Origin of the sequence: Streptomyces sp. KM273126, from assembly GCF_004337435.2 — a bacterium.
In the GTDB taxonomy this organism is placed as follows: domain Bacteria; phylum Actinomycetota; class Actinomycetes; order Streptomycetales; family Streptomycetaceae; genus Streptomyces; species Streptomyces acidicola.
Genome location: NZ_SJXB02000002.1, coordinates 372,931 through 386,830, shown reverse-complemented (window position 1 = coordinate 386,830; position 13,900 = coordinate 372,931). Strand labels below are relative to the sequence as shown.

The window sequence follows — 13,900 nt, the reverse complement described above, 5'->3', positions numbered from 1 at the left end:
TGTGTCGCACGCCGGTTCAGACCCGTGTGACCGCCGAGACCGGCATCATGCCGACCGGGTCGTAGCGGACGGGTGCGCCCGGGTACGGGGCGTGGATGACCTGGCCGTTGCCCGCGTACATGCCGACGTGGCTGGCGTCCTCCCGGTAGAGGACCAGGTCGCCGGGCTGTGCCTCGGACAGCGGCACATGGCGGCCGGCGTACCGCTGGGCCTGCGAGGTGCGCGGCAGTCCGACGCCGGCCTGGGCGTACGACCACTGCATGAGGCCCGAACAGTCGAAGCCGTGGGGCCCGTTGGCGCCCCACACGTACGGCCTGCCGACAGCGGCGCGGGCCGCGGCGATGGCGGCGGCCGCGCGGGCGCTGGGTGCGGCGGCGCCCGCGGGGTCGGACCGGTGGGTGCCGCCGGCGCGGGAGACCCGGTCGTACTCGGCGCGCTCCTCGGCCGGGAGGGAGTTGAGCAGCCGCCGGGCTTTGGCGAGTTTGTGCTCGACGGTGCGCTTGTGCTGGGCGACGGCCCTGCGGCTCTTCTCCAGCCGCTTGAGCCTGCCGGTCGTCTCCTCGCGCTCCTGGGCGAGGTCGCGCAGGGCCCGCTGGAGGTCCTTGAGTTCCCCGGCGTGGTGGGCGCTGATCCGGTCGAGGGCGGCGGCCCTGTCGAGGTAGCCGGCGGGGTCCTCGGAGAGCAGCAGGATGAGCGAGGGGTCGACCCCGCCGGCGCGGTACTGGGCGCCCGCGAGTGAACCGAGCGCGTCCCGCATGGTGTTGACGCGCTCCTGCTGGCGGGCGATCCGGTCCTGGGCGGCACCGACCTGCTCGCGCAGGGTGCCGGCGCGTTCGTCGGCCTTGTTGAAGGCCTCGGTGGCCCGCTCGGCCTCCTCGTAGAGGCGGTCCACCTCGGCTCGGGTGTCGTCGGACGGCGCGGCGGCGGCCGGTAGCGGCTGTACGGCACCGAGAGCCGCGGCGGCGGCGGACAGTACGCAGAGCGCTGCGCTCGCGCCCCGGTTGAACCCGGGCGGTACAAGGCGGCGATGGTGGGACCCCACGGGAGCCGCTCTCCCTTCGCTGGCGGACACGGACCGTCCCCCTGTACAGGGGGAAACGGCCAGACAGTAGCCCCGTGGCCAGGCGCCGACCAAAGACGCCATAGGGTGCACAACGGGCACACAGCGCGACGCCCCGCCTCAGACGCAGGTCATCAGCGGGGCGTGGGGTCAGCGCGGGTCGTGGTAATTCGCCCGTTCGGGCGCTACGGCGCCTTGATCGCGAAGGGACCGCGAACGGCGGGGAGCGGCCGGAGCGCCGGTCAGATACGGACGCCGAACTGGAAGGAACCGATGGTGTTCATCGACTCGTAGCGGACGACGGCACCCGGCTTCGGGGAGTGCAGGACCGTGTTGTTGCCCGCGTAGAGGCCGACGTGCGCCAGGTTGTTGAAGAAGACCAGGTCGCCGGGCTTGAGCTGGCTGCGGCCGATCTTCGGGCCGTCGTTCTGCTGCGTGTACGTGGTCCGGGTGATCGAGACCCCCGCCTGGGCGTATGCCCACTGGGTCAGCCCGGAGCAGTCGTACGAGTTGGGGCCACTGCCACCGGAGACGTACGGCTTGCCGAGCTGGGTGTCCGCGGCGGCGAGCGCGGCGGAGCCGCGCTCGGAGGCCGGCGCCTCGTTGCCGAGTTCGACGCGCTCCCCGGCGGAGCGGCTGGCGCGCTGCTCCTCGTCCGCCAGCGCCGCCTTCTCCTGGGCGGTCAGGGTGTTGAGGAGCTTCTGCGCCTCGGCGAGCTTGTCCTGGACTTCCTTCTTCTTCTCGCCCAGGGACTCGCGGGTGTCGGCGAGGTCCTTGAGCTTCCCGGCGGCTTCCTCGCGCTGCTGGGCGAGCACCCGCTGCTTGTCCTGGACCTTCTTCAGCGCCTCGATCTGCTGAGCGCTCAGCTGGTCCATCGTGGACGCCTTGTCGAGGTAGTCGTCCGGGTCGGCGGAGAGGAAGAGCTGGACGGAGGGGTCGATGCCACCCGTCCGGTACTGGGAGCTCGCCATCAGGCCGAGGCCCTCACGCAGGTCGTTGAGCTCGCCCTGGCCGCGCGCGACCTGGTCCTGGAGAGTGTCGATCTCCTTCTCGAGCTTCTTCTGCTTCTCCTTGGCCCCGTTGTACTTGTCGGTGGCCAGCCCCGCCTCTTCGTAGAGCGCGTCGACCTTGGACTTGACCTCGTCCTTGCTCGGCTTCTCGCTGGGCGCGGCGTTGGCGGCCTGCGAGGACAGAGCCACGGCGGCAGCAGCTGCGGTGGTGAGCACGGTGACACGTGCGCGGTTCGGCTGCTTCGGTCGACGGTGGGACGCCACGGAGGCGAGCTCCTTCTTCCTTCAGCCGCCTACCGACACGCCGGTGGGCGGTGCCCCTCCACCGTCACCCCTAATGAGTGATCAACCGAGCGGAGGTTCGAAGCCAGACCCTAGTGACCTTCTTGTGATCAGTTCAAATCCTCACGTGAAAAAAGTATGTGACGCAGCGCATTCTTTGCCCTCAACTCACATGCAGTGATGCGTCATTGACGCTACGTTGCGTGACGGAACCCCCAATTGGGGCATTCCACTTCACAGGTTGCGCTTGCGACGTACGCGGCCCATGGGATGTACGGACCAGAACGGCCGCGCGTTCAGAGGGAGCGGAATCCCAGTCCCCCTTGACCTGGCCCAGGGACCGTTTTCAGCCGCGTGAGAAGCGCTTCAGCAGGACCGCCGAAGCCACCGGCCGGGCCCCGGCCTTGGCCACCCCGTCGGCCACCTCACGGTCGGTGGAGGCGACGATGACCGGACGCCCGGGCGGCTCGGCGCGCACCAGCTGGCGGATCAGTTCGTCAGCGGTGACGCCCGGCTTGGAGAACAGCACCCGCACCCCGCGCGGCGGCGCGAGCAGCACGGGCGCGGCCAGCTCGGCGCCGTCGAAGACACACGTCACCTCGGCGTTCGTCTGCGCGGCGAGCTGCGAGAGCTGCCCGAGAAGCCGCAGCCGCTGCTTCTCCAGCGGCATCTGCGGATAGCCGGTCTTGGTGACGTTGTAGCCGTCGACGACGAGATGCGCCTGCGGCAGCGCGAGCAACTGGTCGAGGATCGCGGGGTCGTTCTCGGACAGTGCGCGGGCGGCGATGTCCTTCGGGGTCATACGGCCGGGTTCGACGGCGTCCACGGTCTCGGCGGGCCGTACGGACACCGGTGGCAACGCCAGCTCCCGCCGCAGCCCTTGGGCCGCGTCCAGCACGGTGTCCAGAAGCAGCCGTACACGCATGTCCTCGACGCTGCGCCCCTCGCGCGCGGCGCGCCGGGTGGCCTCCAACGCCGCCTCGGCCTCCCCCAGCCGTGCCTTGAGCCGCCGGGTCTCGCTCTCGGCGGCCGACACCTGGGCGTGGCTCTCGGCGCGTACGGCCTCGATCTCGCTGTGCACCTTGCGCATCGCGGCCTCGCCACGCTTGATGTCGCTGAGTGCGGCACGCAGTTTGCGCTGGAGCGACTCCGCTTCCTTCTTGGCCGACTCCAGCTCCGCGCGCAGCCGCTCGGTCTCGGCCCTCGTGTGGTCGCGGGCCTCGACGAGCTCCGCGCGCAGCCGCTCCAGCTCGGCGCGGCTCTCCTCGTCCGCGCGCTCCGCGTCGGCCCGCTGGGCCTCCTCGCCGGCCGCGGTGACCAGCTTCACCCAGCCCGTGGGGCGCAGCACATAGGCCGCGGCCGCCACATCCAGCGGGTCCGCGGCCGGGGGCGGCGCGCCCGAGTCGAGGGCGGCGGCGAGCTCGGGCTGGGCCTCTCTGAACTGCTCCCCGATGCGCTGCCGGAACAGTGTGTCGCCCTCCAGAGCCGCCGCCATGGCGTTGCCCGCGAACTTGGCTCTCCGGTTGGGAGCGAACCGGGCGTACTGTCTGAGCTGCGCGGGCAGTTCCGAGACGGTCAGCCCGCCGAATCCGTCGGACACGATCTGTACGACGCGTCGGCGTACGCCTTCGGGCAGCGGACGGTCGAGCACCTCAGCGGCGCCGTCGCCCGGCCCCCCGCCTGCGGTCTCCACCATCCGTCACCCCAATACCTGTACCGGTACCTCTGCGGGGGCCGCTCCTGTCAGGAGCCTGCCCCCGGCCTGTCCACGAGTTCCACCTGGTCCACGGCGTTGCACCAGCGGCAGCGCACCGACTCGATCGTCTCACTGAGCACCTCGCGCTCCTCCACCTTCGGATCCCCGGCCAGGTCGAGATGCACGTACTCGACGACCTTCGACGAGCGGGTCACGTCGAACCGCGTGAGGTTGCCGCAGAGCGTGCAGCGCCAGCGGGTGGTGTCGGTCGGCAGGGGAACCGTCGTCATCGTGGCTGCTCTTCCTTCCAGTCTCCGTGATGCGCCAGTTTCCCTGGTGCGTGTGGGTCGTAACCCTACGGCCTGGCGGGTACCCGCCGCCCGTCCGGCCATGGCGGCGAGGCGGTCTGTGCGGTTCGGTCCGGTTACGTCATGCTCTGATCATGATCAGGCAGTGGAGCGCGAAGGCAGGCCGGGCGCTGCGGGAACACCCGGCGCCGGTGACATACGGACTGATCGGCGCCTGCTGCGTGATCTTCCTGATCGGCCCGGCGTCCGGGATGAACGCCGGGTACGGCACCGGAGACGAACTGCTCACCGCACAGAAGGCGTACTTCCGGCGCTGGGGCGTCGTGCCCGTCGAACTGATCGGCGCCGACCCGCGGGCCGCGCTCACCCCGGTGACGGCGCTGTTCATCCACGGGAGCTGGCTCCACCTCCTCGGCAACATGCTGTTCCTCTATGTCTTCGGGGCGATGGCCGAGGAGCGGATGGGCCACATCGAGTTCGCTCTCTTCTACACGGGCTGCGGCTGCCTCGCCCTGCTGGGGTACGCGGTCGCCAACGCCGACTCGTCGCAGACGCTGGTCGGGGCGTCGGGGGCGATCTCCGCGGTCCTCGGCGCGTTTCTGTACCTGTTCCCCGGAGCGCGGGTCACCAGCCTCTTTCCGTTCCTTTTCTTCCTTCCCCTGCGCTTTCCTGCGTGGGTGACCCTGCCGTTCTGGGTGGCCCTCCAGTGGATCGCGGCCGGCCAGGCCACGCGGGGGCCCGGGGTGGCCTACCTGGCGCACGTCGTGGGGTTCGGCCTGGGCTTCGCCTACGCGTGGGTGCGGTACATGCGGCCAACTAGAGTGACATCACCAGCGTCCGCCCCCGAGGGAGAGAACCCGCCGTGATCACCGCGATCGTGCTCATCAAGACCAGCGTGGACCGGATCCCCGAGATCGCCGAGTCGATCGCCGCACTGGACTCCGTCAGTGAGGTGTTCTCCGTGACCGGTACCTACGACTTGATCGCGATGGTCCGGGTGAAGGCCCACGATGATCTCGCCGATGTGATTCCGGGGCGGATCAGCAAGATTCCCGGGGTTGAGGCCACGGATACGCATGTGGCGTTCCGTACGTATTCGCAGCATGATCTTGAGGCTGCGTTCGCTATCGGTTTGGACAGCTAAGGGTTCGTTGGCGGGTGCGGGTGCGTCGTGGTTTCTCGCGCCCACGCGGCGGAGCCGCACATCGATACAGCCCCGCGCCCCTGGCTCACATGCAGTTCCCCTCGGATGAAGAGTTCCTCATCTTCGGCTCATCCTTGCTGTCGGGTGCCCGACGCAGGCTGTGCCCATGGTTTTCTCTCGCCGGATGGCGGCTCTTGCCGCCGTGGTCGTGATTCCTCTCGGGATCGCCGCCACCAGTTTTGCCCTCAGTGACCGTCCGGAGTCGCCCAAGGTTCCGCCCAAGGTCGAACTGGACAGCGGCTCGCCCTCCTCGCCGGCGCCCACCCCGTCCGTGCCGACGCCGACGCCCAGTGACGAGGTCGTGTCACGGCCTCCCGTGACGGACAGCTCCGCGGATGATGACGATGACGACGACGGGCCCGGCGACGACGGATGACCGGCCGCGACGGTCGCTCACGGCGCGCGTCCGCATCCTGCTCTGGCTGCTGCTCATGATGGCCGTCGCCCTCGGCTCGGTGGCCGCCACGACGCGCTCGATACTGCTCCGGGACGTCGAGCTCCGGGTGAGCGGGCTGCTCGCCCAGGAGGCCGGTGAGTTCGCCCACTTCGAGGAGCGGGGCGTCGACCCGGAGACCGGTCGGCCGTTCACCGATCCGGGGCGGCTGCTGTACGTCTTCCTGGAGCGGCAGTACGCCGACCCGGACGAGGAGCTGATCGGGCTGGTGGGCCGGGACGGCCGTGGCCCCGCGCAGATCATCCAGCCGCCCCGCGACATCCCGGTCGCCGTACCCCTGCACCAGGACGCCGACGCCCGGCGCCGTATCTACGACTCGCCCGACTCCACCGGCATCCTGCACCGGGCGGCGGGCGAGATCCGCTGGGCCAAGGTCGCCGTCGCCCGGCACGGCAGCGAACCGGACGCCGCGTTCGTCGTCGCCTTCCACCCGGGGCGCGAACAGGCGGGCGTGGACGAGGTGTTCCGCATACTGCTCGCCATCTCGGGGGTGGCGCTGGTGCTGACGACCGGGATCGGGTGGGTGGTCGCCGGGCGGATCCTGCAGCCCGTACGGCTGGTGCGTGCCGCGGCCGCACAGCTCACCGAGCAGGACCTCACCCGCCGTATCCCGGTGCGTGGACGCGACGACGTCGCCGCGCTCGCCGAGACGTTCAACGCCATGCTCGACCGGCTGGAGCGCGCCTTCGCCGCCCAGCGGGAGTTCGTCGACGACGCCGGTCACGAGCTGCGCACCCCGATCACCATCGTGCGCGGCCATCTGGAGCTGATGGGCGACGATCCCGCCGAGCGCGAGGAGACCGTCCGCCTCGTCACCGACGAACTCGACCGGATGAGCCGCATCGTCGAGGACCTGCTCCTGCTCGCCAAGGCCGAGCGCCCCGACTTCGTCACCCCGGAGCCCGTCCAGCTCGCCGAACTGACCGCCGACGTCTACGTCAAGGCCCGAACCCTCGGCGACCGCGACTGGCAGCTCGCCGAAGTCGCCGACCGTGAGGTGGAGTTGGACCCCCAGCGGATCACCCAGGCGATGGTCCAGCTCGCGCAGAACGCCGTGCAGCACACCACGGCGGGCCAGACCATCCGCATCGGCTCCCGCGCCGACGGCTCGTGCGTCGAGCTGTACGTCGTGGACTGCGGGCCCGGTGTCCAACCGCAGGACGCCCGGGTCATCTTCGAGCGGTTCCGGCGCGGAACGGCCCGGCGCGGCGCCCGTGGCTCGGGGGCCGGGCTCGGGCTGTCGATCGTGCGGGCGATCGCGGAGGCCCATGGCGGCCGGGTCCGTCTGCACGGCACGGTGGGCGGCGGCGCCACCTTCGTACTGAGCCTGGAGGAAGCACGCCCGTGAACCGCATTCTCATCGTCGAGGACGAGGAACGCATCGCCGCCTTCGTGGAGAAGGGCCTGCGCGCGGGCGGATTCACGACCACCGTGGTCGGCGACGGCGAGGCCGCGTACGAGTACGCACTGACCGGCGGCTTCGATCTGATCGTCCTCGACATCGGGCTGCCCGGCCGCGACGGCTTCACGGTCCTGCGCGAACTGCGGGAGGCCCGCGTGACCATCCCGGTGATCGTGCTGACCGCGCGGGACTCCGTACGGGACACCGTGGCCGGTCTGGAGGGCGGCGCCGACGACTGGATGACCAAGCCGTTCCGCTTCGAGGAACTCCTCGCGCGGGTGCGACTGCGGTTGCGTACGGCGGCACGCGCGCCCGAGGTGACGGTGCTGCGGTCCGGTTCGCTGAGCCTGGACCTGCGGACGCGGCGGGCCCGGTCCGGGGAGCGGACGGTCGATCTGACGGCCCGCGAGTTCGTGCTCCTGGAGCTGTTCCTGAGGCACCCCGGGCAGGTGCTGTCCCGTGAGCAGATCCTGTCGCACGTGTGGGGGTACGACTTCGATCCCGGCTCCAACATCGTGGACGTCTACGTGCGCGCGCTACGGAAGAAGCTGGGCTCGGAGCGGGTGGAGACGGTTCGCGGGATGGGGTACCGGTTGCCGTCGTAACGGGGCGAACGGCCGCGTGAAGTTTCCTTCATGTGCGGCTCATCGACGGCTCACGGCCCGGCAGGACCCTCGATGACGTGACCCTGAACCTCCGCCTGACCGTGGCCCTGTGTGCGGCGCTGTCCCTGTGCGCGCTGCTCGTGGTGCCCGGCAACTTCCCCGGCCTCGGCGGTGACGCCCGTCTCACGCTCGCGGTCTTCGCCCTGGCCACGTCTGCCTGGATCGCCACGCCGATCGACGACACGTACATCGCGCTGGGCGCCGGGCTCGCGCTCACGGTCACCGGGGTGATCAGCAGCGACACGCTCTTCGGCACCCTGGGCGACTCGACGGTGTGGTTGCTGATCTGCGCGTTCGTGCTGGCGGCGGCGGTGAGCCGGACGGGCCTTGCGGGGCGGGCAGCGGTGTTCCTGGTCGGCGGGGCGCGCACCGTGCGGCAGCTGACGCACCTGACGACGGCCGCGCTGGTGGTCACGGCCTTCGCCGTGCCGGCCACCTCGGGCCGGGCCGCGCTCGCGCTGCCGGTGTTCCTCGCCCTCGCCAAGGCACTCTCCGACCGGAAACGACTGGTCGTGATGCTGGCGTTGCTGTTTCCAACCGTGATCCTTCTGTCGGCGGTGGCGACTCTGATCGGGGCGGGCGCGCATCTGATCACCGTGTCGGTGCTGTGGGAGGCCACCGGTGACCGGATCGGCTTCACGGAGTGGCTGCTGCTTGGCCTGCCGCTGGCCGTGGTGTCCTCCCATCTGGCGGCCGAGGCCGTCCTGCTGACGACCACCCGGCGCGCGGACCGCCGGGGCCCCGTGCACATCACCGCCGAGCAGATCCAGCAGCACAGCGACCGCCCGGTCACGGGCCCCTGGTCGCAGGCCGAGACCCGGTGCGCGCTGCTGCTCGCCACGGTCGTGGTCCTGTGGTGCGCCGAGCCGCTCCACCGGGTGCCGCCCGCGGTCGTGGCACTGATAGGCGCGGTCGTCGCGTCCTCGCCGGCCCTCGGCACCGTACGGCTGAAGGACGCGCTGAAGACGGTTCCCTGGTCGTTGCTGCTGTTCATGGCCGCGACGATGGCGATGGGCGTCGCGCTGGCCGACTCGGGCGCGGCGAAGTGGCTGGTCTCCGGGCTCCCCGGGGGCGTGTCGCCGGCCGTGTTCCTGACCGCGGTGATCGTGGTCAGCACGGCGGCGCACCTCGTCCTGCAGTCCCGTTCGGCGCGCTCGTCGGTGCTGGTCCCGCTGGTGGTGGCGGCGGCAGTGGGCGCCGGGGTCAATCCGGTCGCGGCCGCCCTCGCGTCCACCGCGGCGGCGGGCTTCTGCCACACGCTCCCCGCCTCCGCGAAACCGGTCACGCTCTTCGCCGAGATCCCCGGGACGCCCACGTACACCCCGCGCGACCTGCTGCGTCTGTCCGCCGTCCTGGCGCCGCTGACCGCCGCTCTCGTCCTGCTCTTCGCCGTCGCGGTGTGGCCGCTGCTCGGCGTGCCCCTGACCCGCTAGGAGGTCGTCTCATGCTCAGCCGTATCGCCGTGGCCCCCAGCGGCTTCAAGGAGTCCCTGTCCGCCCAGGCCGCCGCCGACGCCATCGCGGCGGGTGTCCGCCGGGTCGTGCCCGAGGCCCGGATCGACCTCATCCCTCTGGTGGACGGCGGCGAGGGCACGGCCGCCGCGCTGGCCGCCTCGACCGGGGGCCGGCTGGTCGCCCTGCCCGCCACGGGCCCGCTCGGCGAGCCCGTCGGCACCCACTTCGCGCTGCTCGGCTGCCGGGACACTGCGGTCGTCGAGATGGCGGCGGTCGCGGGCCTCTCCCTCGTCCCGAACCGCCTCCGCGACCCGGGCGCCACGACGACGTACGGCGTCGGCGAGCTGATCCGCGCGGCCCTCGACCAGGGCGTACGACGCGTCCTGGTGGGCTGCGGCGACTCCGGTACGTCGGACGGGGGCGCCGGCGCGCTCCAAGCGCTCGGAGCCCGCCTGCTCGACGCGGACGGCTTCGAACTCCCGCCCGGCGGCCGGGAGCTGCCCCGCCTGCACCACATCGACCCGTCGGGCCTGGACCCCCGCCTCAAGGACGTCGAACTGCTGGTCGCCTGCAACCCGTACAACGTGCTGTGCGGCGAGCGCGGGGTGGCCCGCGTCTTCGGCCCGCAGAAGGGCGCGACCCCCGCACAGGTCGAGGAACTGTCGGCGGGCCTGGAGAACTGGGCCTACGTACTGACCCGCGACCTGGGCGCGGGCGGGACCGACCTGTACGGCGGCCCCGGAACCGGAGCCTCCGGCGGCCTGGGGGCGGGCCTCGCCGCCCTGGGCGCCCGGCTGCTGCCCCGCTTCGAGGTGCTCCTTGACCACCTCGACCTGGACGCCCGTCTGGCCCGCGCCGACCTGGTCGTCACCGCCGAGGGCGCGCTGGACCACCAGACGCCGCGCGGCAAGGTCCCGGCCGAGGTGGCCCGCCGTGCCAAGCTGCACGGGCGGCCGGTGCTCGCCCTGGCGGGGACGCTCGGCGAGGGCGCGCACGACGTGCCGGGCGTGGACGCCTGCCACGGCATCCTGCCCGCCCCGATGGCGCTGGCCGAGGCGCTGGTCCGGGCCGCGGAACTCCTCACGGACGCCACGGAGCGCGCCCTGCGGATGATCCGGCTCGGCACCCGGCTGCCAGCGGGTGCGGCGGGTGCGGCGGGTGCCGGGCTACCGGCTCACGCGGAGGTGTCCGGCACGCAACGCCCCTCCTCCGTACGGTAGTTCCACTGGGCGCCGTCCCGGACGAGCTCCTTGACCGCGCCCAGGAACCGCTCGATGTGCTCGTCCGGCGTACCGGCACCGAAGCTCACCCGGATCGCGTTCAGGGACTTCTCGCCGGGCGCGGCCTCGGGGGCGCCGCACTCGCCCTGGGCTTCCGGGTCACTGCCGAGGAGCGTCCGCACCAGCGGGTGGGCGCAGAAGAGCCCGTCCCGTACGCCGATCCCGTATTCGGCGGAGAGGGCGGCCGCGAAGTGCGAACTGTTCCACCCGTCGACGACGAAGGAGAGGACGCCGACACGCGGGGCGTCGTCCCCGAAGAGCGACAGGACGCGCACCTGGGGCACCTCGGCGAGGCCCGCGCGGACGGTGTCGATCAGGTACTGCTCACGGGCGACCAGGGTGTCGAACCCGGCCTCGGTGAGGGCCTTGCAGGCGGAGGCGATGGAGTAGGCGCCGATGACGTTCGGGGACCCGGCTTCGTGGCGGGCCGCGCTGACGTGCCACTCCACGTCCACTCCCCCGTCCGCACGCCGGGAGACCTTCCGGCTCGCGCCGCCGCCCGCGAGGTACGGCTCGGCCTCGGTCAGCCAGTCGGCGCGCCCGGCGAGGACGCCGGCGCCGAAGGGCGCGTACAGCTTGTGCCCGGAGAAGGCCACCCAGTCGACGTCCAACTCCCTTACGGATACGGGGTGGTGGGGCGCGAGCTGGGCGGCGTCGAGGACGATGCGGGCGCCGTGGGCGTGCGCGGCGGCGGCCAGCTCGCGGACGGGCCACAGCTCGCCGGTGACGTTCGAGGCGCCGGTCACGCAGACGAGGGCGGGTCCGTGGGGGTCGCGGCCTGCGAGGGCGCGCTCGACGGTGGCGACGGCCTCTGCCGGGGTGCGGGGGGCGTTCAGATAGGTGACGTGGGCGTCCCGCCAGGGCAGCAGCGAGGCGTGGTGCTCGGTCTCGAACACGAAGACCTGGCAGTCGGTGGGGAGCGCGGCGGCGAGGAGGTTGAGCGAGTCGGTGGTGGAGCGGGTGAAGACGACCTGGTCGTCGCCGCGGCAGTCGAGGAACTCGGCGACGGTGTTGCGGGCGTTCTCGAAGAGGTCCGTGGACAGCTGGGACAGGTACCCGGCACCCCGGTGCACGCTGCCGTAGTACGGCGCGTACGCGGCCACGTCGTCCCAGACACGCTGCAGGGCCGGGGCGCTGGCAGCGTAGTCCAGCGCGGCGTACGTCACTTCGCCACCCGTCACGAGCGGGACGGTGACGTCCCGTCCCAGGACTGGCAGCGGGGCGCGAAGGGACTGGTCGGCGGCGGGAGTGGAGGTCGACGCGGAGGCGGAGGCAAAGCTGGAGAAGGACATGGCTGAACTCCCGTGAAAGCAGGCGGAATTCCGTTCCGTACCGGACAGCGCGACGGGCGGCTGAGGCGAACCACGGCACGGGCGGGATGAAGAAAAGAGAAATGCGGAGGCGGGGCTCTGCGGCCCTATCGCATTCGCTTGTTCACAGAAGGCTCCCTGGTCCGCGCTTGCCGCAGACCTCGCTGCCTACGGCCCGGTCTTCACCCGGGGCACCCCGCCACGGACGGAGGGTTGCCGGACAGCCGGCCGGGGCCTTGTGGCTGTCGCTCATGACCTGCCCAGCATCCTGCCACAGGATCATTCGGGCGCAAGGGGGGTGTCCGGATGGCGGAACGATGCGGGCCGGTACCGCTGGCTTCTTCCGCCCCCGCCACCCCTACCCGTCCCATCCAGCCTGAACGGCCTGAACGGCCTCGTCCTCAAACGCCGGACGGGCTGGATCGTTCAGCCCCTCCGGCGTTTGAGGAGCGGGGGTGCGGGGGCCGGCCCCCGAAACGGGGTCCGGGGCGGAGCCCCGAAGGCGGGGCCGGGGCACAGCCCCGGAACCCTGGGGGTCCAGGGGGCGCAGCCCCCTTGGCCGGGGTCGAAGGGGCGGAGCCCCTGGGGATGGGACGGGTAGGGGCGGCGGGGGCGAGGAGAACCCTGGTTCGCTACGCGTTGCTCGCCGAGACCCACCGCTCCAGCACCAGCCGGGCCGCCCCCGAGTCGATCGACTCCGCGGCCCTGTCCATGGCCGCGCGGATCTGGGCCGCGAGAGAACCGTCCCCGGGCTCCAACGCCACCAGCGCCGCAGCCGAGTTCAGCAGCACAGCGTCCCGCACCGGCCCGGTCTCACCGTTCAGCAGCCGTCGTGCCACATCCGCGTTGTAGGACGCGTCACCGCCCCGCAGTGCCTCCACGGGGACCAGTTCGATACCGACGTCCCGCGGATCGAAGGTCTCCTCCGTCACCTTGCCGTCCCGGACCACCCACACCCGGGACGTCGCCGTCGTCGTCAGCTCGTCCAGCCCGTCGTCGCCGCGGAACACCAGCGAGGAGTTGCCGCGCTCCGCGAAGACACCCGCGACGATGGGCGCCATACGCGGATCGGCGACCCCGACCGCCTGGGCCCGCACCCTGGCGGGGTTGGTCAGCGGCCCGAGGGCGTTGAACACCGTACGGATACCCAACTGCCCACGTGCGGCGCCCACATGGCGTAGCGCCGGGTGGAACTTCACCGCGAAGCAGAAGGTGATCCCGGCCTCCTCGGCGACCTCGGCCACACGCTGCGGGGTCAGTTCGAGATTGACGCCGAGCTTCTCCAGGACGTCCGAGGCGCCGGATGCGGAGGAGGCGGCCCGGTTGCCGTGCTTGACGACCTTCGCGCCCGTACCGGCGATCACGATCGACGACATCGTGGAGATGTTCACCGTCTTCGCGCCGTCGCCGCCCGTACCGACGATGTCGACGGTCGTGCCGGACACCTCGATCAGATTGGCGTGCTCGTACATCGTCCGTACCAGCCCGCCGATCTCCTCGACGGTCTCGCCCTTGGCCCTGAGCGCCACCACGAACCCGGCGATCTGCGCGTCCGTCGCCTCGCCGCGCATGATCAGGTCCATCGCCCAGGCGGTGTCGTCCGCCGTGAGGTCGCGGCCGTCCAGCAGTCCGTTCAGCAGTGCGGGCCATGAGCGGCCCGCCGCGGTGTCGCCTCCAGCGGGGGTCACAGCGCTCATAAGCCGCTCCTGGGTCATGGATCAAAGATCAATGGATCAATGGATCAACACGAGTCTCAACGGGTCCACCCTATCCAG

At 71.5% G+C, this 13,900-nt stretch carries 13 protein-coding genes and 1 riboswitch; of the genes, 7 read left to right on the top strand and 6 right to left on the bottom strand.

The features are described 5' to 3' along the window. Positions 1–16: 16 nt before the first annotated feature. The 4 genes from E0500_RS32300 to E0500_RS32285 form a co-directional block, all read right to left on the bottom strand. A complete protein-coding gene (locus tag E0500_RS32300; protein ID WP_131565805.1) occupies positions 17–1,042 on the bottom strand; it encodes an NlpC/P60 family protein in 1,026 nt (341 codons plus the stop codon). A 260-nt stretch (positions 1,043–1,302) separates the two neighbouring features. After that, the gene (locus tag E0500_RS32295; RefSeq protein ID WP_131565803.1) at positions 1,303–2,334 is read right to left on the bottom strand and encodes a C40 family peptidase; all 1,032 of its coding nucleotides are present in this window, start codon (positions 2,332–2,334) and stop codon (positions 1,303–1,305) included. Between the two features lie 364 nt (positions 2,335–2,698). After that, a complete protein-coding gene (locus tag E0500_RS32290) occupies positions 2,699–4,048 on the bottom strand; it encodes an NYN domain-containing protein (RefSeq protein WP_131565802.1) in 1,350 nt (449 codons plus the stop codon). Between the two features lie 47 nt (positions 4,049–4,095). Next, the gene (locus tag E0500_RS32285; protein ID WP_131565800.1) at positions 4,096–4,338 is read right to left on the bottom strand and encodes a hypothetical protein; all 243 of its coding nucleotides are present in this window, start codon (positions 4,336–4,338) and stop codon (positions 4,096–4,098) included. A 152-nt stretch (positions 4,339–4,490) separates the two neighbouring features. Between E0500_RS32285 and E0500_RS32280 the strand changes: the two genes are divergently transcribed. The 7 genes from E0500_RS32280 (at position 4,491) to E0500_RS32250 (ending at position 10,755) form a co-directional block, all read left to right on the top strand. Next, positions 4,491–5,222, top strand: a complete 732-nt coding sequence (locus tag E0500_RS32280; protein WP_131565798.1) for a rhomboid family intramembrane serine protease — start codon at positions 4,491–4,493, stop codon at positions 5,220–5,222. After that, on the top strand, positions 5,219–5,500 hold the full coding sequence (locus E0500_RS32275; protein ID WP_131565796.1) for an Lrp/AsnC family transcriptional regulator: 282 nt from the start codon (positions 5,219–5,221) through the stop codon (positions 5,498–5,500). The genes E0500_RS32280 and E0500_RS32275 overlap by 4 nt, the downstream gene beginning before the upstream one ends. Positions 5,501–5,666: 166 nt before the next feature. Continuing rightward, positions 5,667–5,936, top strand: a complete 270-nt coding sequence (locus E0500_RS32270) for a small secreted hydrophilic protein (RefSeq protein WP_131565794.1) — start codon at positions 5,667–5,669, stop codon at positions 5,934–5,936. Further along, positions 5,905–7,362, top strand: a complete 1,458-nt coding sequence (locus tag E0500_RS32265) for an ATP-binding protein (RefSeq protein WP_165935072.1) — start codon at positions 5,905–5,907, stop codon at positions 7,360–7,362. Before E0500_RS32270 ends, E0500_RS32265 begins: the two co-directional genes overlap by 32 nt. After that, entirely contained in the window at positions 7,359–8,021 is a 663-nt protein-coding gene (locus E0500_RS32260) for a response regulator transcription factor (RefSeq protein WP_131565792.1), read from the top strand. The genes E0500_RS32265 and E0500_RS32260 overlap by 4 nt, the downstream gene beginning before the upstream one ends. A gap of 77 nt (positions 8,022–8,098) precedes the next feature. Continuing rightward, complete coding sequence (locus E0500_RS32255; RefSeq protein ID WP_165935071.1) at positions 8,099–9,514, top strand: SLC13 family permease; 1,416 nt, start codon at positions 8,099–8,101, stop codon at positions 9,512–9,514. An 11-nt stretch (positions 9,515–9,525) separates the two neighbouring features. Beyond that, the gene (locus E0500_RS32250; RefSeq protein ID WP_131565790.1) at positions 9,526–10,755 is read left to right on the top strand and encodes a glycerate kinase; all 1,230 of its coding nucleotides are present in this window, start codon (positions 9,526–9,528) and stop codon (positions 10,753–10,755) included. Here the strand turns inward: E0500_RS32250 and E0500_RS32245 are convergent. Together E0500_RS32245 and trpD are read right to left on the bottom strand one after the other, a co-directional pair. Continuing rightward, a complete protein-coding gene (locus tag E0500_RS32245) occupies positions 10,710–12,107 on the bottom strand; it encodes an aminotransferase class V-fold PLP-dependent enzyme (RefSeq protein ID WP_131565788.1) in 1,398 nt (465 codons plus the stop codon). The genes E0500_RS32250 and E0500_RS32245 overlap by 46 nt on opposite strands. A gap of 158 nt (positions 12,108–12,265) precedes the next feature. Beyond that, positions 12,266–12,382, bottom strand: a riboswitch (SAM riboswitch). Between the two features lie 375 nt (positions 12,383–12,757). Beyond that, positions 12,758–13,822, bottom strand: coding sequence for an anthranilate phosphoribosyltransferase (trpD, locus tag E0500_RS32240; RefSeq protein ID WP_131571348.1), 1,065 nt, complete (start codon positions 13,820–13,822; stop codon positions 12,758–12,760). Between the last annotated feature and the right edge of the window lie 78 nt (positions 13,823–13,900).